A 23,677-nucleotide genomic window follows, 5' to 3' on the forward strand; every position below is an offset into this window, starting at 1 on the left:
CCAGCAACATAACAATAACAGATGCGGACACCCGCAATCTGATTTCAGCTCCGCTCACTGCACTCGCAGAAATGAGCACGACAGGAATGAGGTCGAGGCCTTTCTCGGTCAGCGTGCAGAAATCTTTGCGCCTGTCGTCGGGGCCGGGCACTCTCGCAAGAATGCCCTGCTGCTCAAGAAAAGCCAGCCGGGACGGGAAAAACCACAGACCCTTGCCCTGTGACAAGGATCTGTGGTGAGACTGCACGACAAAAATACGCTTCAGCCATTCGTCCGGGACTGCTTACGCTAATTCCGTCCGTGCGTTCTGCTGCTGTTCATCAGGCCGTATCCTGAACCAGATGGCATACATTGCCGGCAGGAAGACCAGCGTGATGATAGTGCCGCCAAACGTCCCGCCAATCAGCGTATAAGCCAGCGTTCCCCAGAACACCGAGTGGGTCAGCGGGATAAACGCCAGAATGGCCGCCATCGCCGTCAGCAACACCGGTCTGGCCCGCTGCACTGTTGCCTCCACCACCGCATGGAATGGCGGCAGCCCTTCCTGTTCGTTGTGATGGATCTGCCCTATCAGGATCAGGGTGTTACGCATCAGGATGCCCGACAGCGCAATCAGTCCGACCAGCGCATTGATGCCAAACGGCTGGTTAAAGAGCAGCAGCGTGGGCACCACCCCAATCAGCCCCAGCGGTGCAGTGAGGAAGACCATCACCATCGCCGACATCGACCGCACCTGCAGGATAATGATCAACAGCGTCATGGCAATCATGATCGGGAACAGCGGTGCCATCGCCTCGGTGGCTTTTCCGGATTCTTCAATAGAACCCGCCTGCTCGATACGGTATCCGGCCGGGAGCGTATCAATGACCGGCTGTAACGCTTTGATCATTGCCGTGGAGACATCCGGCGGCTGCAGGTTTTCGGCAATGTCCCCCCGCACGGTAATGGTTGGCGTACGATCGCGACGGCGCAGAACAGGATCTTCCATTTGCACCTCAACCTCCCCGATCTGCGACAGCGGAATGCGCTGGCCGGAAGAACCCACTAAGGTAAAACCGGCGATTTTTTCCGGATCAAGCCGGATATCTCCTGCCGCCCGCCCCATCACCTGCACCGAACGGATATCTTCACGCACCGAGGTGATCGGAACCCCTGAAAGCAGGAACTGAAGCTGCTGCGCGACCGCATTCGATGTCAGCCCCACCGCCTGAAGACGGTCCTGATTGAGCGTGAAATGCAGCGCCGGTACACGCGGCCCCCAGTCGGTGTTGACGGTCCTCATCATCGGGCTGGCCTGCATCACCTTTTCGACCTTGTCTGCAATTTCGCGCAGTTTATCAGGATCCGGCCCCATCACCCGGTAGGCCACCGGATAAGGAGAATACGGACCGAACACCAGTTGGGTTACACGCACGCGCGCCTCAGGTGCCAGGCCGCTGGCCGCCGCTTCACGTAGCCTGAACTTGAGCGCCTCGCGCGCTTCCTGACTGTCCGTCAGCACGACAATTTTCGCAAACGACGGGTCAGGCAGCTCAGGTGCCATGGCCAGATAAAAACGCGGTGAACCCTGCCCGATGTAGGACGTGACGATTTTTGCCTCTTTCTGCTTTCTCAGCCAGGCTTCGATTTTCGCCGTGGTGGCGCTGGTCTGCTCAATAGAAGTGCCATAAGGCATCTGCACTTCAACCAGTACTTCCGGGCGGTCAGAGGTCGGGAAAAATTGTTTTTTCACCAGCCCCATGCCAAGTATAGCGACCGTAAAGACGGCAATAACGGTACCGGCGACTATCCACTTGCGCGCGATGACGCGGGTCAGCACCCGGCGAAAACGGTTGTAATGACGGGTGTCGTAAATCGCCGCATGCCCGCCCTCCACCGTTTTGATTTTCGGCAACATTTTCACGCCCAGATAAGGCGTAAACACCACCGCCACAATCCAGGAAGCAATCAGGGCGATACCGACAATCCAGAACATGTTGCTGGTGTATTCACCGGCAGTGGACTGGGCAAAACCGTTGGGCATGAATCCGACGGCGGTGACCAGCGTGCCTGCCAGCATCGGGGCTGCCGTGTGACTCCAGGCATAGGCCGAGGCTTTGATGCGGTCGTAGCCCTCTTCCATTTTCACCACCATCATTTCGATGGCGATGATGGCATCATCGACCAGCAACCCGAGCGCCAGGATCAGCGAGCCCAGGGTAATACGGTCAAAGTTTTTGCCGGAAGCCTCCATCACCACAAAGACAATCGCCAGCGTCAGCGGCACCGCGGCGGCAACCACCACGCCCACGCGCCAGCCCATACTGACGAAGCACACCACCATCACCACCAGCAGCGCGACAAAGAATTTGATCATGAACTCGTCAACGGCGGAGCTGATGTTGACTGACTGATCGGTGACCTTGGTCAGGGTCATGCCCAGCGGCATGCCCTCATTGATTTTGGCCGTTTCCGCATCCAGCGCCTTACCCAAATCCAGACCGTTCCAGCCGTCGCGCATAACGATGCCCAGCAGCAGCGCCGGTTCACCCTGATTGCGGATCAGGAAGGTCGCAGGATCTTCGTAGCCTCGTTCAACGGTTGCCACGTCAGAAAGCTGCAAGGTTCTGCCCTGTACGACGATGGGCGTTTCGCGGATTTTCTCCAGTTTGTCGAAGGCGCCATCCAGGCGGATAAAGACCTGCGGCCCTTTGGTATCAATCGAACCGGCGGGCGTCAGGACGTTCTGGCTGTTGAGGGCGGAGAAAATATCCTGAGGCGAAATACCCAGCGTGGCCAGCCGGTCATGCGAGAACGACACAAAGATGCGTTCGGCCTGTTCGCCGATGATATTGACCTTCTTGACCCCCGGCACATGCAGAATTTGCTGGCGCAACGATTCCGCATCGCGCACCAGCAGTCGCTGTGGCTCACCTTTGGCCTTCAGCGCAAAAAGCGCAAAGGTCACGTCAGAGAATTCATCATTGACCATTGGCCCGATGACGCCTGCTGGCAGGTTTTTGGTCTCATCCCCCAGCTTCTTACGTGCCTGATAAAACTCTTCCTGCACCTGTGAAGGCGGTGTGCTGTCCTTCAGCGAAAGCATGGTAAAAGCCAGACCGGGACGCGTGTACGTCTCGCTGCGGTCATACCACTTCAGCTCCTGCATACGCTTTTCCAGCGGTTCAGCCACCTGATCCTGCATTTCCTGCGCGGTGGCACCCGGCCAGGCAGAAATAATGGTCATCTGCTTGACCGTAAACGGCGGATCTTCAGCCCGTCCCAGTTCAAAAAACGAAAGAATACCGGCCACGGTAATCAGGATAATCAGGAACAGCGTGATTGAGCGCTCACGCACGGCGAGCGCAGAAAGATTGAATCGCCCCGCGCTCATGGCTGGCTCCCGGCGACGCTGGCATCGCTTTGTTCGGCCAGGCGTACGGCCTCACCGTCATGCAGCAGATGCGCCCCGAGAGCGACCACCTGCTCTCCCGGCTTAAGGGAACCGGTCACCCTCGCCGCATCGTCACCCAATCCCTGCACCTGCACGGGCCGCCATGACACTTTGGCGGGCTTACCTGAAATCTCCCAGACCCCCGGCCCTTTGCCCGGATCATAGATGGCCGCTAAAGGCACCTGCATCACCTGGCCCGGTAATTTATCGTCTGCAATATGCAGCGTCACGGTGGATCCCAGCGGGGCATTCGCCAGTGCTCCCTCAAGTACATATCTCGCCTCGAAGGTACGGGTTAGCGGATCTGCCGCATCGGAAAGAAGCCGCAGTTTCGCAGGGACAGCCTGTTTACCGGTACCGTACAACGTTGCTTCGGCCTCGCTTCCGGCAACCGGGCGTAACGTCTCAGGCAACTGCACGATGGCCTCGCGTTGCCCTGCCCTGGCCAGCCGGACCACCGGCTGCCCGGCACTGACAACCTGACCGGGTTCAGCCAGCGTATCCATGACCACGCCGTCGGCGTCAGCCAGCAGCACGGCGTAGCCCGTGGCGTTTTGCGCCACATTGGCCTGGGCCTGAGCCGCACTGAGTTCCGCTTTGGCCGTATCCGCGGCGGCCTTTATCTGATCGTAGGCCGATGCCGACACTGCGCCTGCAGCGACCAGACCGCGATAGCGCACCTCGTCATCAGTCGCTTGTCTTGCACGAGCCCGTGCCGCCGCGACGGTCTGTTGCTGAGCCTGTGCCTGCAGACTCAGGTCAACCGGATCCAGACGCATCAATGGCTGACCGCGTTTAACGGTCTGGCCGGTATCGACCAGGCGTTCAAGGATTTTGCCCTGCACTCTGAAACCGAGGTCGCTTTGAATCCGGGCGACAACAACGCCGGTAAATGCGCGGGAGGCATCGGCAGCACTCACCACGGTCGCAGATCTGACCAGAGGAGGCTGAGTACGGGGATCGTCGGTACCGGAAGAGTCGCCGCAGGCCACAAGGGCAAGCGGCAACAGGCAAACAGCAAAGGTGGCAGGATTAAGCCTGAGCATGGGTTCCCTTAATTGAATTAGCAGGACAGTAACCGCATTCTCAGACTAGTGACCAATAATGTCAATAGTCACCACTCAGGGTGACAGACTTCTCAGTATCAGTGAGGACAGGAGTGCCGCAGCCGCCGGTGCCGTTTCCAGATTGTATTGCAACTGTACCGGACTGATGTAAGGCCGCATGACCAGATATATCGCGTGCGCCGCCTCATCCAGCGGCGTTTTTCGTTCAAACTCGCCCGCCTGCCGCCCTTCAACAATGATTTGCTCAATCAGTGTTCTCAGACGCTCTTCATGAGCCTCTGCCGACGGCCACTTATCCCGCGCCGCCACGGCAGCAATGTCATAAAGCTTGCGATCGTGAAAAAACAAATCACTGCCGGCTTCAGTCAGTGCCCTGAATAAACGCCGCAATTTTTCGGAGGCCGACGGGGCATCTGCAATCGCTGAATTGACAATCGCCATGATCATCGCCAGCCGGTTAGTGCAGATCACCTCGCCGATCGCCTGCTTGGAATCGAAAAATTTATAGATGTAGGATTTTGAAAACCCTATTGATTTAGCCAGTTCTGACACTGTGGTTTTCTCGTAACCAAAATGCCCGAAATGCTCTGTGGCAGCGTCAACGACCTGATCACGCACACTGTGATCTGATGGCCCCCTTGGGGGATGTACATTTATGTGTTTAGTCATTTTTCCAGCTTAGCTCAATGAGCCCTGATTGACAACGAGTGACCATTTGGTAATGTAGTCACACTTCAAAACTGACTCAAGGAATATCAATGTTCCCCCTCCGTACTCTTGCACTGGTGGTGAGCAGCGCCTTACTGGCGGGTTGCGCCGTCGGGCCGGATTATCATCGCCCGGATGCCCCCCTTCCTGAACGCTATCAGGCACAGTCTGCCGTCCAGCAGAGAAGCGCCTCCAGACCCGCCAGTTTTGCCGTCTGGTGGGACGGCTTCGGCGATCCCCTGTTAAGTCAGTACGTTACCGACGCCCTCGCGCAGAATCTCGATCTCGCACAGGCCACCGCCCGCATGGCCCAGTCACGCGCCGGACTGGGCGCGGCCACAGCAGCGCTGTTACCTTCAGGGAACGTCAGCGGGCAAGCGGCACGCGCGTATCAGTCGGCCGAAACCCCGCTGGGTCAGGTTCTCAGCGCAACGCCGGATTATAATCGCTACGGCAATAGCTATGAAACCGATCTCAACGCAAGCTGGGAGATTGACGTATTTGGGGGGCTGCGACGCGGGCGTCAGGCTGCACTGGCTGACTATCAGGCTTCCGAAGCGGGCGTCGCCGCCACCCGTCTTGCCGTCGCGGCTCAGACTGCCGATACCTATATCACCCTGCGCGGATTACAAACCCGGCTGTCCATCGCGGAGAAACAGGTCAGTACGCAGCAGGAGCTGCTGGAAAAGGTACAACTCCTGAACGCTAAAGGACTGGCTCCGGCGTATCAGGTTCGCCAGACCGAAGGGGAACTGGCGCAGGTTCAGGCAACCGTACCGGTTCTCCGTACCGGGCTTGATGCGGCGATGAATGCATTAGATGTCATGCTCGGCACGCCTCCCGGCACCCATCGCAGTCAGTTAGCGTTGCCGGGTGCCATACCGCAGGCTCCGCAGATAACCTCAACGGGCACACCTGCCGACCTGTTGCGCCGCAGACCCGATATTATCGTGGCGGAGCGCCATCTCGCGGCGTCGAGTGCACGTATCGGCGTGGCGGTCAGTGAGTATTATCCGAAGTTTTCACTCAGTGCCCTGCTCGGCAGCGCGACGGCTGTGTCGGGCGACAACCTGTTCTCCGGCGGTGCCAGCCAGTCGGCAGCCGTGCTGGGACTGCGCTGGCGGCTCTTCGATTTTGGTCGCATCAACGCCCAGATAGATCAGGCGAAAGGCCAGGAAGCCGAAGCGCTCGCGGCCTATCGCCTGTCGGTATTACGCGCCACCGAAGACGTCGAAAATGCTTTCTCTGCTCTGGTCAATCGTGAAACACAGGCCGCCACGCTGACCCGCGGTGAAACCGCCCTGGCCAGCGCCCGCCAGTCATCTTTTATCGCTTACCGGCAGGGAACGGCCAGCCTGATGGACGTCCTGCACAACGATGAAACCCTGTTACAGGCTTCCGACGCCAGGGCGCAGGCGCAGACAGAATCTGCGCGCGCGGCTGTTGCAACGTTCAGGGCGCTCGGCGGAGGCTGGCAGCCACCGGAAACGGCCACACCATAAGATGCCGCAGATCTTCCCTTACTTGTGTCACAGACGAGACGACCTTTTTACCGTTGATAACACGACAGAGCCGTACTGATAACCGGGGGACTGATGAAAAGGATAGGTATTCTGGAGGTAGACGCGTTAACTGAAAAACTGGTACGAGGATTGTTTCTTGCCGCGCCTGATGCACAGGTATTTCTGGTTTCGGGAAACAACGAACGCGCGCGCAAGCTGGGAAGAGAGTTCCCCTGCTGGACGCTGGACAGTTACCAGGATGTCATCAATGAGACTGATGTCATTATTACCGGCGTAGATCGCCATGCTCTGAATGAAATGGCCAATCAGGTGCAGTTGCGAAGCGCGCAAACGCTGGTTTCACTGGTGCCGGGGCTGCCATCACAGAGTCTGCGAAAGCTATTCAGACACACTGATTGTGTCAGACTGATGTTTTCCTTCGCCGCTGAAATCAATAAATCGAGCGTGATCCTGACTGGTGCTGATCAAGAGGTTCAGCGTTTATTTTCCCTGCTGGGCCCCCTGACCGTATTGCCTGACGAGCCGGACTTTGACTTAGCCACGGTCAGTCTTTGTATGAGTCATGGCTTTTATTTTCTGGCGGAGGGCTTAGCGTGCTGGCTGACCGGGAAAGGTATGGCGGATGACACTGCCCGCCAGCTTGTCCTTAACGGTCTGAAAGACTGTGCTGAATATGCGGGTTATCACCCGTCCATCAACCTCGGGGAACTGGGGCAGGATATGTCATCTGCTGCACCCGGTATGTCGCAGGGGGTTGAGGTTCTTGCACGAATGGCGGCGCTTACCCCCTGGCATGTGGCTTCTGATACGGTTTTATCGGAAATTCAGGAAAACCCCGCTGCGCAAATAACCCGCTGAAATGAAATACTCTTTTTTCCAATGTCGAATGACACTCCGAACTCAGAGTGTCGTTTTTGACCGCTAAAATCCTCAGGATTAACCGACGTATCCGCCTGCGCCAAACAAGCGTCAGTGTCAAAGATATCTGATTAGTGTACGGCTCAGGGATTTACCGTAGCGTTTAAACGTAAATGCTTTCATCGTCTTATTCTTCATTTATTTTTTCGCATCAAGCTGAAGACTTTTGCGCACCACCTTATCCAGGAATGACACAGGGGCGAATCTGAGAATAAAATTCAACTGACCAGCCAGCTTTCCCGCCGTATAGCGAATCTTTGGACGTGAAGTCTGAGCCGCTTTAACCACCACGTCAGCCACCACCTCCGGACTTTCCGCCTCAGCCATTGCCTTGCTCACCACTTTCGTCAGCTTAGCCCGGATCTGGTCATACTCTTCCAGCCTGGCATCCGGCTCGATATTATTGGCTTCAAACTGTGTTTTCATGTAAGCAGGTTCGATGACCGAAACTCTGATGCCCTGCGTGCGCAGTTCATGATCCAGTGCACCCGAATACCCTTCCACCGCATGCTTACTGGCCGCATAAAGTGCCACATACGGCAACGGAACGATGCCGAGTATCGAACCGATATTGATGATGCGTCCGCTGCCCTGACGGCGCATATAAGGGATCACTGCCCGGCTCAACCTGACGATGCCCAGAAAGTTGGTGTCGAAAATGTGTTTGGCCTGATCGACAGAACTTTCTTCCGCCGCCGCCGGAGCGACCCCAAAGCCCGCATTGTTCACCAGAACATCGATCTGCCCCTCCAGACGCAGCAACTCCTCAATGGCGGCTCCGACAGAAGCGTCGTCGGTCACATCCAGCGTCAGTAACGGAAACGGATGTTTTCCCGCCTGTGAACCACGCCGGCTCGTGCCATATACAGTAAATCCAGCGGCTAAAAGTTTACGGGCAGACGCTTCGCCAATACCTGAGGACGCACCGGTAACCAGTGCTACACGTTTTTTTGTCATGCTGAATAAGGCCTTCATGATGTGTTTAAGGTTTCTCATCGCTGATGAGAGGACAGGCTGTAAGGGATTTATGTCGGATTTACCGCTGTGCAGAACAGCCGGAAGACCGTTCTGCACAGTGCACCTCATTGATTACCGTGTTTTATATCGTTCAGCGGCTTCATCTTGTTTGATGTCTGAGAGCAGCGCCTGACGTGAAGCATCGAGGGTGTCCCAGCGGGCAGCATTATGTAAAGGCGGGATGGTGACCAGTTCACGGCGGTCAAAGCCCACCAGTGCGGCATCCACTAACTCGCCCACTTCCATGAATTTTGCCGAGTTACTGATGTCGATACCCGCACGGTCCCAGATTTCCGTATAAGTGCCCGCAGGGAGCACCGCCTGGATATAAATGCCTTTAGATGACAGCTCGACATTCATTCCCTGAGACAGGAAAAGCACAAAGGCTTTGGTTGCACCGTAAACCGTCATGGCAAATTCCGGGGCGAGTCCGACGATGGAACTGATGTTGACGATCGATCCTCCCCCCGCTTGCACAAAGCGTGGTGCCACGGCGCTGGTCAGTCTGGTCAGGGCGGTGACGTTAAGCGCGATAAGGCTTTCTATCGAATCAGGCGTCTGCTCGGTAAAACTGCCGGACTGCGCGATACCCGCATTATTGATAAGGATGCCAATCCGTGTGTCTTCACGCAGACGGGCTTCGACCGCGGCTAAATCACGCGTTTGCGTGAGGTCGGCAGGCAGAACGTCGACAGAAATGCCATTTTCCTGTCGCAGACGCGCGGCCAGTGTTTCTAACTTCGCTTTGTCGCGCGCGACCAGAACCAGGTCGTGGCCCCGGCGGGCAAACCGTTCCGCGTAAACAGCACCAATACCCGTGGATGCGCCGGTGATGAGAACTGAAGCTTTAGTCATAAGTTGATCTTCTTTCTTAATGTGTAAACAAAATCCGCAATGTGCGATGTAGGTAGGGCTTTACTTGCTGGTCTCCGTCAGCGACGGGTAATCGGTATATCCCGCTGCGCCACCGCCATAAAGAGTTTCAGGATTGAGCGAGGCCAGAGGCGCGCCCGTCTTCAGCCTTTCAACCAGATCCGGGTTGGAGATGAACGGACGACCGAACGCGAACAGATCGGCTTTGCCTTGCGCAAGCTGAGCGGACGCCAGTTCCAGGTCATAGCCATTGTTACCGATGTAGGTGTTTTTAAAACGGCGGCGCAGGGAGTCGTAATCGAACGGTGATACATCACGCGGGCCGCCCGTCGCGCCTTCAACCACATGGAGATACACGATGCCCAATGCATCGAGTTGTTCAGCGAGGTAATCATATTGTGGCTGCGGATCACTGCATGAAATCGCATTAGCAGGTGACACCGGTGAAATGCGTACGCCAGTGCGTTCTGCGCCGATCTCATCTTTTACGGCCGCCGTGACTTCCAGCAGCAGGCGCGCACGATTCCCGACAGAGCCGCCGTACTCATCGGTACGCTGGTTTGCGCCGTCTTTCAGGAACTGTTCCAGCAGATATCCATTCGCGCCGTGGATCTCCACGCCGTCAAATCCGGCGGCAATGGCATTGGCCGATGCCTTTCTGAAATCGTCGATAATCCCCGGTATTTCCTGCAACGCCAGCGCACGTGGTTCAGAGACATCAGCAAAACCGTTATTCACAAAGGTCTTGGTCTCAGCACGGATGGCGGACGGCGCAACCGGCGCAGCGCCACCGGGCTGTAAATCGACATGCGAAATTCGTCCCACGTGCCATAACTGTACAAATATGCGCCCGCCTTTGGCATGCACGGCGTCAGTCACTTTGCGCCAGCCATCGATCTGAGCTTGTGTATAGATCCCCGGTGTATCCTGATAACCCTGCGCCTGTGCGGAGATCTGCGTCGCTTCGGTAATCAGCAATCCTGCGGTGGCACGCTGGGCGTAGTAGGTCGCCGCCAGTTCGCCCGGCACCAGCCCCGCTCCGGCCCGGTTACGTGTCAGCGGTGCCATCACGATGTGGTTGGCCAGTGTTATTGAGCCAAGATCATAGGGTTGAAATAGTGGTCGGTTGGTCATGTTCATTCGCCTGCTAAGTGGTGGGTCAAAGGTTAATGTAATGATGATGGTCATCATCTATAAAGTCAACCGGTTTGATTATGGTCATCATCAATGTATACTTAAACCCTATTTTTGAGAGGGGCAGGAAAGCATGAAAGTGTCAAAAGAGCAGGTTCGGGAAAACCGGATGCGCATTGTAGAAACGGCCTCAGAACTTTTTCGTGAGCGCGGTTACGATGGCGTGGGCGTCGCGGAACTGATGTCTGCGGCAGGCTTAACCCACGGCGGATTCTACAAACACTTTGGTTCCAAGGCTGATCTGATGTCGGAGGCGATGAGCTGCGGTTTCAGGCGATCCGCAGAAAGCACGGCAGGTGTGGACCGGGAAAAATTTATTGAATACTACCTCTCCCGACAACATCGGGCTGATATGGGAAAAGGTTGTGTGATGTCGGCACTGGGCGCCGATACAGCCCGTCAGTCTGCGTCAATCAGGGCGGCATTTGCCGCCGGAATTGAACGTCAGCTGGCAGTTTTAGGAAACGAAAAAGAGGTGGAAGGCAGCACGCGTGCCGACCTGATTGACACGATTGCCCATCTTGTCGGTGCGCTGGTGTTATCCCGCGCCTGCCCTGATGATTCGTCTCTTGCGGATGAGATTCTGGAGGTTTGCCGCAGCCGGATTTTGAGCACCGGAATGTCTGGTGATTCATGAGCCTGAACTGAAACCTATTTACCGTGGCTTATGCGAAATGTCACCCGCTGGGGATGGTTTACTGACACTAAATATTCAACCGGTTGATTCAAGCGGTCAGTAATCACCCCCCGATACACCAGAGCAGGACTATGGGGTTGTGCATTTAATAACGTCTGTTCTTCTTCATTCATTAGGGTCACGCGGAGCGTGCCTTCGTCTGAAACGCCTAAAACACCGTAGTTTTCTGCCAGAAGACGATACAGCGAACCGCTCTGCTCAAGCATCTCAGCGGTCAGGTCCGGAATAATCGCCCTTGGCAGGTAGCTGGTTTCCAGACAAAAAGGCTCACCGTCAGCGAGACGCAGGCGTTTAATCATCACCAAAGGGTCGCCAGCCTGAATTTTTAGTAATGCGGCAATACGCGGGCTGGCTTGGGCCTCCTGAAAATAAATCAACCGGCTGCCCGCTACCGCACCATTTAACTCCGTGATTTTGCTGATGCCGTGCTCGATTGTCTGCGTCAGTGGCCGCTGTATCGTGGTCTCAGTCAGCCATGTCCCCTGGTTTCCCCGCCTTTCCAGCATTCCGCTGCTCACAAGCTCATCTGTAATTTTTCGTAATGTCATCCTGCTGATACCCAACAGGCCCGACAGATCACGTTCTGCCGGAATTTGATCACCTTCGTTGAATTCCGTGTTTAACAAATTCAGCAGCACCTGCCTGGCCGCCAGATAGGCTTTCCGCGGGCGGCGTTTACTTTCACTTAACTCAGTCATGGTCTGTTTTATAGCCCAATAAAATTAAAAAACAGGGGTTATTCTAGCCAATGAGTCGTTGATCTGTCACCGGAAATATCCTTCACAGAACGGTAATCACCGATAAAAAAACAGACCATAACATCATAACTTATTATTATACCTGATTAAAATCATTAAATTGATTGCGTATTCTTACCTGCTGGCGTATATCTTTCATGGTACATTTTACGGTATATTTAACGGGAGTGAATGATGAAAAAAACGCTTGCCCTATTTTCCCTTGGCCTTGCGATGATCGGGCTTTCCGGTCACGCATCAGCGCAGCAACAAATCCGGTTTGGTACTGACGCGACATTTCCGCCCTTTGAGTTTAAAGCTGCCGATGGCAGCCTGCAGGGGTTTGATATTGATCTGGGTAATGCGATTTGCGCTCAGCTCAAGGCGAAATGTGTTTGGGTTGAAAACGGATTTGATGGTCTGATCCCCGCGCTTCAGGCGCGTAAATTCGATGCCATTATTTCTTCGTTGTCGATTACAGATGAGCGTAAAAAAGCGATCAACTTCTCCGATAAATTATTCAACACACCGGCGTATCTGGTGGCTTCAAAAGACAGCGGCCTCAAACCTCTGGCCGAATCTCTGCGTGGTAAGCGTGTGGGCGTGCAGCAAGGCTCAGTGTTCGAAGCCTACGCGAAGAAACACTGGCAATCACAAGGCGTCGAACTGGTTTCCTATCCCGCAGCAGAGGCAGTTTACGCCGATTTAGTCGTCGGCCGTCTGGACGCGACGCTGGACGATGCGACGGTGGTGACCACCGCGTTGCTGGACAAACCCCAGGGAAAGAATTTCAGCCTGATTGAACCGCAGGTAAAAGATGATGCCATTTTTGGCCCGGGTACCGGTATTGGCATTTCGAAGCAAAATAGCGAACTGCTGGAACAACTCAACGGGGCGATTAAGGCGATACGCAATGACGGTACTTATGACCGGCTGGCTAAAAAATATTTCAATTTCAATGTGTACGGTGACTGATTTATGAATACTTCAGCAATTATCTCCTCTCTTATCGAACAGCGCTTCCTTCCGCAGGGGGGACTGAGCCAGGTGTTTCTTGTGGCCTGCGGCGGGTCGCTGGTGGATATGTATCCGGCAAATTATTTTCTTAACAGTGAGTCGACGGCTTTACACAGTTACATGATGACCGCAAACGAGTTTGTTCATGCCGCGCCAAAGACATTAGGCCCTCAATCCCTGACGATTGTTTGCTCACATGGCGGGAATACCGCAGAGTCTGTCGCAGCGGCCAAACTGGCCCAAAGCCGGGGCAGCGTTACGGTGACACTGACGCACAATGAAAATGCAGACCTTATCGGCTTTTCTGACAGTAATTTGCTTTATGCCTGGGGAGATGACAGCCAGGTGATTAATAACCCGATGGCAATCATTTTGAGTCTTTGCGTCGAAGCCTTGCAACAGACCGGGGGTTATGCCGGATATGCCGATTTCCAGGCAGGCATGGCGCAAATTGATGGGATTATATTCCGGGCCAGACAGCAGGTTCAGGCGCGCTGCGCCGCCTTTGCTGAGCGCTACAGCCGGGAATCACTTTTCTACATTCTGTCCAGCGGGGCTTCCTACGGACATGCTTATGGTTTTGCCATATGTTCATTAATGGAGATGCAGTGGCTGAATGCGGCATCAATTCATAGCGGCGAATTCTTCCATGGTCCGTTTGAAGTGACAGATATGAATACCCCCTGGATCCTGATGATGAACGAAGGCCGCACCAGGGCACTTGATGAAAGAGTGCGCGATTTCCTTCGGCAGTACGGAAATAAGGTGGAAATTGTGGATGCAAAAGAGCTGGGGCTTGGCGTCATACCCGCCAGCGTGGTGGAGTATTTTAACCCCGTCCTCTTCTACAGTGTTATGTGCGAATATCGCGCGGCATTAGCGAAGATACGTCAACATCCGCTGGAAACACGACGATACATGGGACAGGTCGCTTATTAGGAGATGACAACATGAGAGTACTTGGCCTGGGCGATAACGTGATTGACCGGTATACCCACACAGGTATCGGTTATCCGGGAGGAAACGCGCTTAACTTCAGTGTGTACGCCCGCTTATTATCCGCAAATGCGGCGTATCTGGGCGTTTTCGGCGACGACAGCGCGGCAGAACATATTCGCCGCGTCCTGGCAGCAAGGGAGATTGATACCTCTCATTGCCGGGTCGTACCGGGTGAAAATGGTTATGCCAGTCTGACCGTTGATCAGGGGGAGCGACGGTTTATTGACTCCAACGCCGGGGGGATCCGGCAGACGACGTCGATGGATTTTGTGTTAACCGATATGCCCTGGCTAGGTCAGTTTTCGCTGATACATACCAGCGCTTATAGCTATGTTGATGCGCTATTGCCCGAATTAAGTATGCTACCCGGCAGCTTATCCTATGATTTTTCTGATGATTTTGATGCCGGAAAGATAGGCCCGTTATGTCGTCAGTTAGACTACGGGTTTTTCTCATGCGCTGAACGCAGCATGGAAGAAACCCGCGAGATACTGGAAACGGCATGGCATGCGGGATGTCGCCTGCCTGTTGCAACGCGCGGGTCTGAGGGGGCGTTACTGTTCAATGGCAGTATCTGGATCAGTCAGCCATCGGAAAATATCACGCCGGCAGACACGCTTGGGGCAGGAGATGCTTTTATCACGGCTTTTTTGCTGGCGCATGTTAAAGGCGATACGCTGTCCCAAAGCTTGCGTCAGGGCGCCCTTTTCGCAGCAGAGATTTGTTTAACTGACGGCGCTTTTGGTGAGGGCATCCCCTACTGATCGTCTCAGGTTAACACCGGATCCGCGCGGCGGCAGAAAAGTGGCTGTATTCAGACGCCCCGGCAGATGCCCGTAACTGAGTGTCATTATCCGTCACGGGCAGCGCCGGGCAAGCGGAACTACCACATCAAATCATCCGGCACTTTGAAATCAGCATACGGATCTTCTTCATCCTGCTCTTCCTGACTCAGCGCGCTGTTTAATACAATACTGTTGGCATCGCGCTGGGCAATTTTATCCGCAACGCTTGCGGGGATAATGGCATATTGCGTCTCGCCGCTGTGATCAGCAACCAGACGCGCGATGGCAAGACGACCACTAATCAGCTGAGACTGGGTGGTCTTATCTACCACCATTTTTTTAATCAGATTATTATCGGTGAAGTTAAAATCAATATTGCCTGTTGAAATGACGATTTTGTTCATTTCAATCAGTTGCTTCACCTGCGCTTTATACTCTTTAGATAAGGCAGCTTGTTTTTGTTGTTCGCTCAGTTGCTTATCACGCTCCATCTGCGCTTTTTTATTTTCTTCCACCGCCTCTCTGGCCTCGCGCGCCTGAACGCGTGATTTTTTCGCCGTTCTCTGCACTTTGTCCATTTTTTTGCTGGTGACTAATCCTGCTTTCAGCAGTTGCTCTTGTAAGGAGAGTTTTGTCATTTTCGTTTCTAAATCCGTTGAATAATTTGTGCGATTATAACCGTAATTCCTGAGGCGATACAGGCTACAGAGCCTTTTCCACTTGCGTGCGGAATCGGAGCGTCTTTAAGCGGCTGCTCCGTCAGCAGTATTTATCGCTACAGTTATTACGGAAACTGCCGATAACCTTTCAGTTTCACGCCCGCATCAGTTCCTTTTATGTTGTACCGAACAGGAGAACAAAATGGATGTTTCGCAAATTGCATCGCTGGCGACCGGCCTTAATAGTCTGGATACCAGCACTCAGGTCAACAATATCCTGCTGAAAAAGTCGCTGGATAGTCAGCAGACGGCAGTGACCAGCATGATTGACGCGATCCCCGCGTTACCTGCTAATCCGGCAATCGGTCGCAATATCAATACCACCGCCTGACAGAGACAAAAAAGCCCGCGTGAGTAAACTCAGCGGGCTTTTTGTTTTTTATGACCGCTTACCCTTTAGCGAAATTCGCCTGAATGCGCTGTTGCAGATAAGCTTCCGCGCTGATGGCCGGATATTTCGCCTGTGGCCCCAAAATCTCGACGTCTTTATTGGCCTGACAGAAAAACGCCAGACTGTAGCGCGCGCCCTGATATTCGCCGGGCAGCGGACTTCTCACCCGATGGAAGTTTGATGGCAACTGATCGTCGCTCCAGCGCATCAGCATGTCGCCGATATTACAGGTGATCACGTCTTCGCGCGGTTCGATACTGGTCCACTGCTGGCTTTCGCGATCCTTGCCCGGACAAACCTGCAAGCCGCCCTGACCGGGACGCTGGAACAGCAGCGTCAGACAGTCAAAATCCGTGTGCGCACCGGCACGCCACATCCCTTGTTCCGATTGTTCAGTGGCATAGTAGTGCAACATACGCAGCGTACTCTGATAGGTTTGCTGATCAGGATTGTGTGCCTGCTCGAAAAAGTGTTCGGGGAAACCCAGTCTGAGCGCAAAACAGGAAAGCAATTTCATGCCCAGTTGCCAGCATTGCGATTCAAAACTCAGCATGGTGTCTTTAAAGGCTGGCAGTTCCTGTTCGCCCGGCCACAGCGACTCCATCAGCGGACGGGTGATCTGGTAGGACTCTTTCTGATCCGGCGTTCGGGTCGACGGACGTACCTGAGACTTATTTTCCCAACCGGCGTTACGCGCCAGCGGATACTGCGCTTTGACTTCGTCGGGCAGCGAGAAGAAATCTTCTGTCATGCTGAATGCCTGACGGATATCGGCCAGCGCAATGCCGTGATTGCTCACCTGAAAGAAGCCGATTTCCACCGCTGCACGCCAGAGTTCGTCGGCGATCTCACTTTTACGGTTTTCGAAATCTGAAAGATCGATGCAACGCACTTCGCGGGTAAATGTCTCTTCGCCCATCGCGCCCATTCCCGCTTCTTTCTCCAGTTCCTGTAATGCATAGCCTTGTGTTTGAGCTGATGATGTGTGAGTGGATTGTGTCATTTTTTTATCCTTCAGAATCAATTAGGTTGGCCCGCAGCGCGCTGTTGCAGGGTACGAACGGCAGACATTGCCTCATGGCGCATGGCGTCCAGATCGAGACCGGGAATGACGTCGTTTTCGACGATGACGCGGCCATTGACCATCAGCGCCTTCAGTGAGGCGCGGCCGCCGCAGGCCACCGGACCGATTGCCATGTCGTGCAAACCGAAGTAACGCGGGTCGTCCAGCCGGTAAATGGCGATATCCGCCAGCATGCCCACCTGCACGGTGCCACTCTGTTGCAGGCCGAGGATCTGCGCCCCGCCCGCGCTGCCCCAGCGCACCACGTCTTCGATGGATGCCGCATCGCCGCCGCCCTCAAAGGTGCCGCCGTCATAGCGCGGCTTCGCCAGCATGCCTTTTCGGGCGCGCTGCAACAGCCAGGCGGCATGCGCTTCACTTTGCATATCCGCGGCTTCGTTGGATGCCGCGCCGTCAACACCCAGCGAAACCGGTACGCCAGCCTGTTCCAGCGCCAGCAAATCAGCGATGCCGCTGCCCAGACGCCCGTTACTTTGCGGGCAGTGCGCGATACCGGTACGGGTTTGCCCCAGCATCGCAATCTCCTGCGGCAGTAACTTAACCAGATGCGCAAACCACACGTCGTCCCCCAGCCAGTCGTGTTCCGCACAAAACTGCACCGGCGTCATGTCGAATTTAGCGCGCGCCGCATCGAGATAATCCACGGTTTCTGACAAATGGCTGTGCAGCCGGATACCTAAACTGCGCGCCAGTTTCGCCATTTCACGCAACTGCGCACCGGGCGCAGAATGCAGCAGCGTCGTCGGTGCCATCACCACCCGGCGCAGAGACGCCGGTTTTGGATCGTGATAGCGGCCAACCAGCCGTTCCATGTCCGCCATATAGTGGTCGAAATTTTCCGGTCGCAGCGCCTGCGGTAAATCCTGCTCAATCGCCCGTCCCTGCGTTGCGCCGCCCCGGCACAACACAATGCGCATGCCCAGCGCCTCCCCTTCACTGAACAGGATTTCCGAGGTATCGAACGGCATATCCGGCCAGTAAAGATAATTGTGATCCGCCACGGTGGCGCAGCCGGAACGCAGCAGTTCGGTCAGGCCGATACGCACCGCGAGGCGAAAGGTGGATTCATCAAACGTGGCGCGAAAGCGGTAAGGCGTCGCGCTTAGCCATGCAGTGAGACTTTTGTTCAGCCCCTGCGGTTCGCCTTTGAGCAATGACTGAAACAGATGATGATGCGTATTGACCCAGGCCGGATAGACCACGCAGTCGCGGGCATCCATCAGGCGCTCGCCGGGCAACGCCGTCAGGGGGCCGATCGCCTCGATGACGCCATCACGCACACGGATATCCGGCCCGGCGTGACGCGCGGCTTCTCCCGGCAGACCGGTGAGGATGGCGTGCGCATTTTTAATCAGTAAAGAGTCAGATGACATGGCAACACTCCTCAGGGTTTAACCTGCATGTGCTCAACAAATTCGGTGGTATACGCCTGCTTCCAGTCGGTATCCGCGTTTAGCAGTTTGGCGTTCACCATGAAATCACGGGTTTTCTGCCAGCGGGCTTCGGTCATGGTGCCCCAGCCCTGCGTCGCCGCGTCGCCGCCATCAATCAGGTGGTGCGCCTGGATTTGCTCAACACCCCAGGCCAGCAGGTCGTCGGTCATCTTCGGGTTATCTTTTTTGATCAGCGCATTACCCGCCGCCGGGTTTTGCAGATAACTCACCCAGCCTTCCATCGACGCCTTTACGAACTTCGCCATCGCGTCTTTCCGGCTGCTGATAAGCTCAGGACGGGTGATCAGAATGCCACCGTAAGGCGGATAGCCGTGCTCCGAGAACAGGAAGAAATTGGATTTCACGCCAGCCTTCTGCGCCTGAAACACTTCAGAGCTGACATACGCCTGTTGCGCCACGTTCCCGTCGGCGACGAAAGGCTGAATGTTGAAGGTATACGGACGAACCTGAGAATCACTGAGCTGATAACGCGCCTTAAGCCACGGCCACCAGGTCGATTGCCCGGAGCTGGACACCAGAATGGTTTTGTCTTTCAGGCCGTCGAGCGACGTCACGGACGCATGCGTCAGTAAACCCTGCGGGTCGAACTGGAAAGGGGCGGCGATAGCTTTGGCCTGAAAACCACGCTGCACGGATTCGAGCAACTGGAGGTCATAACCGATGATCACATCCGCGCGTTTTGACAACAGTAACTGCATGCCGTTGATCTGCGGGCCGCCGGACTGAATACTGACATCCAGCCCGTAACGTTTGTAAATGCCCGTCGCCAGCGCCTGATAATAGCCGCCCTGTTCAGCCTGCGCGTACCAGGAAGTCAGCAGCGCGATTTTCTCATCGGCCTGCGCCGACAGTGAGAAAGCACCAGCAATCAGCGTGCTCAGCACGCAGCAAGACAGGGGAATGCGGGAAATTGACTTCATTGCTCCTCTCCTAATCATCGCCGGAGGGAGGATAAGCAAACGCGGCTCAGCCCCCTGACCGGCTCAAAATGAACCGCGAAATGGTTGCTGAGCAATGTCCCGCGCAGTTGCCTGCACTGACCGCTTCTACTCACGTTTAACTATACAAAAACGATGCCAACTTCGCAGACCCGCTTTCCCTGCGCGTTGTCGGGATAAACAGGTCTCACCCCCTGCAACCTTTGATTCATCACAGAGCGCCAGGCACCAAATCAGTGCAAATCAGTGCCGGTTGCGCCCCGGCGTCTGGATCTGGCTGAATAGCATCTCCAGTTGTTTAAGCATCATCGAAGCGGCCAGAGAAAGTTGTCGTGAAGGGGCGACGCACAGGGAGAGCGTGAAGGTTTTTAACTGCGGATCGGTCAGCGGAATAAACTGCAGTTCCTCGCTTTCCACCTCATCCATGATATCGAGCCAGCACAGAATGCCGATGCCCATTTTCTCCTTAATCAGCGAGCGGATCATGTGGATGTTATTCGATACCGCGACCTCATGAATCATGTCGCCGTTGATATTCATCAGCGCCTGCACCGGCTCGGCCAGCATCAGCGGCGCGGCGGGCAGGATAAACGGATATTCCATGCACTGATTAAAACGCACGCCGCTTCTGCCCCCGAGCGGGTGCCCTTTCGGCACAACAACACCCAAATCGATTTCGGCAAAAGCCCGCACCTGCAACTCGCGGGAGCTTTGCGGATTCAGCATCAGTCCGAAATCAGCATCGCCCGACATCAGCGCCTGCTGGATGTCCACGTTGTTCATGGTGGTCAGGGTGAATGAAATGTTCGGATACTCGAGATGCACCTTTTTGAGCATCGACGAGAAAAACTGCCGGTTGATGGCATCGATGGTGGCAATGCGCACGTGTCCGCGCCGTAACCCGCGCAGATCGTCGAGCTGTTCGCAGACACGCGAGAAATCCTTTTTCCAGTTATTGGCAGCATGCAGTAACAGCTCGCCCGCCGCCGTCAGCCGCAGCCCGGTGGGGTGTCGCTCAAACAGCGGCATGGCTAATTCTTTTTCAACCCGCAATATCTGCCGGTCAATTGACGATGCGGCAACGTGCAGGGTTTCCGACGCCTTACGGAACGATCCCTGGCGGGCGACCTCAGTGAAGTACAGCAGAAACCGGGAGAATGCGAACATAATGAGTGCTCTCTTTTATGCAACGGGATGTGCGAATCAAAGCGCTGGACGCAACAGTTTTATAACAATAACGTAGCTTTCATTGCAACGGGAACAATCGTTTCACCGCTCATCAGGCCGGCTCCGCGCAGTAATGCGCGTTAAGACAGCGGGTTATGCGGCAAACGGACCAACTCCCCTTTTTATGAATGTTTCACCAGAGTCAATACGGTAAATGACGATGAAAGATGCCGGATTAATCCCTGTCACAATTAAAACCGCCAATATCAACGGTGTCGGGAATATTTCCCTGCAGCTTGTTGCGCAGCAAGGAAGTTTATTACCGGCTTATTTACCGGGAGCACACATTGACGTTTTTATTCCCGAACTCGGCCCGCGCCAGTATTCTTTGTGCAGTGAAAACAGCAGCGGTGAATATTATGAAATTTGCGTCAAACTGGCGGAAAACTCCACCGGCGGCTCGCACTTCATTCATCATCATTTCCGCCCCGGCGATAACCTGATGATCTCGGCACCGCGCAATCATTTTCCGCTGCCACAGGCCGGGCGATATTTACTGTTTGCCGGGGGGATCGGCATCACGCCGTTGCTGGCGATGGCGGAACACCTGGCTGAGCAACAGATTGAATTTGAACTGCATTACTCTGTTTCAGACAGGGAACACATTGCGTTTCTGCCGCGTTTAACCGCGCCTGCCTTAGCGAAACACGTCTTTTTTCATGACAGCAGCGCAAACGATTCCCTGCGCCATAACACGCCACTGAGTTTGTTGCAGCCGGATGAGAATACCCGGGTGCTGGCCTGCGGCCCGGACGGATTTATTCAGCGGCTTAAAGACATTATGCAGACCCATCACTGGCAGGAAAATCAATTATCTTTCGAACGGTTCAGTAATGCGAATCTGAATAATGAAGCCGACAGCCAGGCATTTCATATTCAGCTTAACTCCACCGGACAACGTTATTTAGTCGGCCCGCACCAGACGATTGCTGAAATTTTATTAAGTGCCAGAGTCGATATTATGCTGTCGTGCGAACAGGGTATTTGCGGCTCCTGTATTACTGACGTGATCGACGGTATTCCCGATCACCGCGACTGCGTGCTGACTGAAGAAGAGAAAGCGGAGAACACGCAGATAACGCTGTGCTGTTCGCGATCCAAAAGTCCCGTTCTGGTCCTCGACCTGTAATGTCCACGCGGAGCCTGACGATGAACATTCCCACCCCCGCTGCAACACTTAATGGCATTGCTAACGTTCGCCTCCCCGCGTGGTTGCTGCCCGACGGATGGCCTTTGCAGGCAGGCGAACCGGTGACGGCAGATGTGCGTTTTGATGCAGGCAAAATTGCGTCCGTGACGCCTTATCAGCCAGAACAAGATGATTTGTGGAACGCACACGGCGCACTGGCGTTACCGGGGCTGGTTGAACCCCATGCGCATCTCGATAAAACCTTCACCCTTGCCCGCAGCCGCCCGTCAAAACCCGGTCTGCTGGCGGCCATTGAAACCCTGCATCAGGACCGTCAGCACTGGACGGCGGCTGACATTCGCCAGCGTGCCGGCAAGGCACTGACCTGGGCGGCCGCGAACGGCGTGACCCGTTTGCGCACTCACATTGACTGGTTTGACGTGGTGCCACCGCAGGCCTGGCTTGAGCTGGGCGGGATGGCGCAACCGGGTGTCACGCTGGAGCGGGTGGCGCTGGCACCGCTGAGCTTTTTCACCGATGCCGAAGCGGCTGACCGCATCGCCCGCGCGGTGGCACAAAGCGGAAAAGACTGTCTGCTGGGCGGATTTATCCACTCCTCAAACTGGGATCCGGCGGCGATGACCCACCTGATGCAAAGTGCCGCACGCTGGAAACTGAATCTGGATTTGCATATCGACGAGGAGCTTTCGCCGGTGGCACACGGCCTGAGCTGGCTGGCGGATTACCTGTCGGAGAGCACATTCAGCGGCCATATCTGTTGCAGCCACGGCTGTGCGCTGGCTTCCGGCAGTGAACAACAGGCGCAGGAGATTTTGAGTGTGCTGGCGGCGCAGCGCGTCACGCTGATTGCGCTGCCGATGACCAACCAGCTGTTGCAGGACGCCGTCACAGGTCGCACGCCGCGCCAGCGCGGTATCACCTTGCTGAAAGAAGCACAGGCGGCGGGCATTCCGATGCTGCTTGGCTGCGATAACGTGCAGGACGCCTTTTGTCCGGCGGGCAGTTATGACCCGCTGGATACGCTGAGCTGCGCCCTGTTCGCGCTTCAGCTTGAAAACGTTTTTGATCAGCAGTCACGGCTTATTTGCGATGTCGGCGCACTGACCGGTGAGGCTCAGAACGCCCTGCCACTTGCGCCCGGCAGCGACGCCACGCTGGTTCTCTTTCCGGGCAGCGACAGCCTGACCTGGCCTTTACACAGCGCGGCCCGTCTGGTTATTCACCACGGCAGGCTGACGCACCAACGTACCTGGAATCAGGAGTTATCCCATGAGTCTTGAAGCGGGAGCGGGAAAACCGCTCGCCAAATATGCCGCGTGGCGTCGTGCCGGTGATTTCGTTTTTCTCTCCGGCATTATTCCCGTTAACCCGCAGACGGCGACCATCGTGCGCGGTTTTCAGGATATCCCCGCCGAAGCACGCCTGCTGCTGGGCGAAACCGGCGAATTCTCCACTGACGCCAAACAGGGGCCGGTTCTGGCGCAAAGCTGGTATGTGCTCGAAAGCATCCGCCACACCATTGAAGACGCAGGCGGGCAAATGAGCGATGTGATCAAGCTGGTGCAGTATTTTCGCAATCTCGATCACTTCCCGTATTACAGCCGGGTCAGAAAACTCTTTTATCCCGGGCAGCCGCCGGTTTCCACCGTGGTACAGGTCAGCGAAATGCTGCCAGATGCCGGGGTGCTGATTGAGGTGGAAGCCACCGCCTGGTTACCCCAGTCCCGCTAACCCTAAAATGTCCGA

The 23,677-nt window shown here is 55.3% G+C and carries 22 protein-coding genes; 10 read left to right on the forward strand and 12 right to left on the reverse strand.

The genetic code is table 11. The features are described from left to right. Window positions 1–283 precede the first annotated feature (283 nt). The 3 genes from DXU84_RS12330 to DXU84_RS12340 all read right to left on the reverse strand — a co-directional run bounded on the left by DXU84_RS12330 (window position 284) and on the right by DXU84_RS12340 (window position 5,169). A complete protein-coding gene (locus DXU84_RS12330; protein ID WP_013575229.1) occupies window positions 284–3,373 on the reverse strand; it encodes an efflux RND transporter permease subunit in 3,090 nt (1,029 codons plus the stop codon). Further along, window positions 3,370–4,479 carry an efflux RND transporter periplasmic adaptor subunit gene (locus DXU84_RS12335; protein WP_013575228.1) on the reverse strand — a complete coding sequence of 370 codons (1,110 nt, stop codon included), beginning with the start codon at window positions 4,477–4,479 and terminating at the stop codon, window positions 3,370–3,372. Before DXU84_RS12335 ends, DXU84_RS12330 begins: the two co-directional genes overlap by 4 nt. Before the next feature lie 75 nt (window positions 4,480–4,554). Next, entirely contained in the window at window positions 4,555–5,169 is a 615-nt protein-coding gene (locus tag DXU84_RS12340) for a TetR/AcrR family transcriptional regulator (protein WP_013575227.1), read from the reverse strand. A gap of 89 nt (window positions 5,170–5,258) precedes the next feature. Here DXU84_RS12340 and DXU84_RS12345 point away from each other — a divergent pair, with 89 nt between their 5' ends. Then, window positions 5,259–6,710: an efflux transporter outer membrane subunit gene (locus DXU84_RS12345; RefSeq protein WP_126124794.1), complete on the forward strand. Its 1,452-nt coding sequence runs from the start codon at window positions 5,259–5,261 to the stop codon at window positions 6,708–6,710. A 93-nt stretch (window positions 6,711–6,803) separates the two neighbouring features. Beyond that, window positions 6,804–7,589 carry an NAD(P)-binding domain-containing protein gene (locus tag DXU84_RS12350; RefSeq protein ID WP_013575225.1) on the forward strand — a complete coding sequence of 262 codons (786 nt, stop codon included), beginning with the start codon at window positions 6,804–6,806 and terminating at the stop codon, window positions 7,587–7,589. A gap of 198 nt (window positions 7,590–7,787) precedes the next feature. On the opposite strand, the gene DXU84_RS12355 is transcribed toward DXU84_RS12350, so the two are convergent. From DXU84_RS12355 to DXU84_RS12365, 3 genes are all read right to left on the reverse strand, one after another. After that, window positions 7,788–8,606 carry an oxidoreductase gene (locus tag DXU84_RS12355; protein WP_153375870.1) on the reverse strand — a complete coding sequence of 273 codons (819 nt, stop codon included), beginning with the start codon at window positions 8,604–8,606 and terminating at the stop codon, window positions 7,788–7,790. A 132-nt stretch (window positions 8,607–8,738) separates the two neighbouring features. After that, window positions 8,739–9,521, reverse strand: a complete 783-nt coding sequence (locus DXU84_RS12360) for an SDR family oxidoreductase (protein ID WP_153375872.1) — start codon at window positions 9,519–9,521, stop codon at window positions 8,739–8,741. 60 nt (window positions 9,522–9,581) lie between these two features. Next, window positions 9,582–10,673 (reverse strand): alkene reductase, encoded by a 1,092-nt coding sequence (locus tag DXU84_RS12365; RefSeq protein ID WP_119261497.1) that lies wholly within the window; start codon window positions 10,671–10,673, stop codon window positions 9,582–9,584. A gap of 133 nt (window positions 10,674–10,806) precedes the next feature. Here DXU84_RS12365 and DXU84_RS12370 point away from each other — a divergent pair, with 133 nt between their 5' ends. Continuing rightward, window positions 10,807–11,370 (forward strand): TetR/AcrR family transcriptional regulator, encoded by a 564-nt coding sequence (locus tag DXU84_RS12370; protein ID WP_015689776.1) that lies wholly within the window; start codon window positions 10,807–10,809, stop codon window positions 11,368–11,370. Between the two features lie 14 nt (window positions 11,371–11,384). On the opposite strand, the gene DXU84_RS12375 is transcribed toward DXU84_RS12370, so the two are convergent. Then, window positions 11,385–12,128, reverse strand: a complete 744-nt coding sequence (locus DXU84_RS12375) for a GntR family transcriptional regulator (RefSeq protein ID WP_013575220.1) — start codon at window positions 12,126–12,128, stop codon at window positions 11,385–11,387. A gap of 234 nt (window positions 12,129–12,362) precedes the next feature. Between DXU84_RS12375 and DXU84_RS12380 the strand changes: the two genes are divergently transcribed. The 3 genes from DXU84_RS12380 to DXU84_RS12390 are packed head-to-tail and all read left to right on the forward strand — an operon-like array spanning window position 12,363 to window position 14,947. Continuing rightward, complete coding sequence (locus DXU84_RS12380; protein ID WP_112151855.1) at window positions 12,363–13,142, forward strand: ABC transporter substrate-binding protein; 780 nt, start codon at window positions 12,363–12,365, stop codon at window positions 13,140–13,142. 3 nt (window positions 13,143–13,145) lie between these two features. Continuing rightward, window positions 13,146–14,123 (forward strand): SIS domain-containing protein, encoded by a 978-nt coding sequence (locus DXU84_RS12385; protein WP_153375874.1) that lies wholly within the window; start codon window positions 13,146–13,148, stop codon window positions 14,121–14,123. Between the two features lie 11 nt (window positions 14,124–14,134). Continuing rightward, the gene (locus DXU84_RS12390) at window positions 14,135–14,947 is read left to right on the forward strand and encodes a PfkB family carbohydrate kinase (protein ID WP_013575217.1); all 813 of its coding nucleotides are present in this window, start codon (window positions 14,135–14,137) and stop codon (window positions 14,945–14,947) included. Window positions 14,948–15,066: 119 nt separating this feature from the next. Here DXU84_RS12390 and DXU84_RS12395 read toward each other — a convergent pair whose 3' ends face one another. Beyond that, entirely contained in the window at window positions 15,067–15,606 is a 540-nt protein-coding gene (locus tag DXU84_RS12395) for a DUF2058 domain-containing protein (protein WP_013575216.1), read from the reverse strand. A 223-nt stretch (window positions 15,607–15,829) separates the two neighbouring features. Between DXU84_RS12395 and DXU84_RS12400 the strand changes: the two genes are divergently transcribed. Continuing rightward, window positions 15,830–16,018, forward strand: coding sequence for a YjfB family protein (locus tag DXU84_RS12400; protein WP_013575215.1), 189 nt, complete (start codon window positions 15,830–15,832; stop codon window positions 16,016–16,018). A 58-nt stretch (window positions 16,019–16,076) separates the two neighbouring features. Here the strand turns inward: DXU84_RS12400 and DXU84_RS12405 are convergent, their stop codons facing one another. From DXU84_RS12405 to DXU84_RS12420, 4 genes are all read right to left on the reverse strand, one after another. Further along, window positions 16,077–17,081: an isopenicillin N synthase family oxygenase gene (locus DXU84_RS12405; RefSeq protein ID WP_112198360.1), complete on the reverse strand. Its 1,005-nt coding sequence runs from the start codon at window positions 17,079–17,081 to the stop codon at window positions 16,077–16,079. A gap of 17 nt (window positions 17,082–17,098) precedes the next feature. Further along, window positions 17,099–18,535, reverse strand: coding sequence for an amidohydrolase family protein (locus DXU84_RS12410; protein ID WP_131638836.1), 1,437 nt, complete (start codon window positions 18,533–18,535; stop codon window positions 17,099–17,101). Between the two features lie 11 nt (window positions 18,536–18,546). After that, window positions 18,547–19,536, reverse strand: coding sequence for an ABC transporter substrate-binding protein (locus DXU84_RS12415; protein WP_112151852.1), 990 nt, complete (start codon window positions 19,534–19,536; stop codon window positions 18,547–18,549). A gap of 261 nt (window positions 19,537–19,797) precedes the next feature. Then, the gene (locus DXU84_RS12420; protein ID WP_119261491.1) at window positions 19,798–20,721 is read right to left on the reverse strand and encodes a LysR family transcriptional regulator; all 924 of its coding nucleotides are present in this window, start codon (window positions 20,719–20,721) and stop codon (window positions 19,798–19,800) included. A gap of 214 nt (window positions 20,722–20,935) precedes the next feature. Here DXU84_RS12420 and DXU84_RS12425 point away from each other — a divergent pair, with 214 nt between their 5' ends. From DXU84_RS12425 to DXU84_RS12435, 3 genes are read left to right on the forward strand one after another with little or no spacing between them, the layout of a single operon-like run. Continuing rightward, window positions 20,936–21,910, forward strand: coding sequence for a PDR/VanB family oxidoreductase (locus tag DXU84_RS12425; RefSeq protein WP_153375876.1), 975 nt, complete (start codon window positions 20,936–20,938; stop codon window positions 21,908–21,910). Between the two features lie 20 nt (window positions 21,911–21,930). Continuing rightward, on the forward strand, window positions 21,931–23,211 hold the full coding sequence (locus tag DXU84_RS12430; protein ID WP_153375878.1) for a cytosine deaminase: 1,281 nt from the start codon (window positions 21,931–21,933) through the stop codon (window positions 23,209–23,211). Continuing rightward, the gene (locus tag DXU84_RS12435; RefSeq protein WP_013575208.1) at window positions 23,201–23,662 is read left to right on the forward strand and encodes a RidA family protein; all 462 of its coding nucleotides are present in this window, start codon (window positions 23,201–23,203) and stop codon (window positions 23,660–23,662) included. The genes DXU84_RS12430 and DXU84_RS12435 overlap by 11 nt, the downstream gene beginning before the upstream one ends. Window positions 23,663–23,677: the final 15 nt, after the last annotated feature.

The sequence above is a fragment of the Rahnella sp. RcJ3 genome, assembly GCF_009498575.1.
Classification (GTDB): Bacteria; Pseudomonadota; Gammaproteobacteria; order Enterobacterales; family Enterobacteriaceae; genus Rahnella; species Rahnella aceris.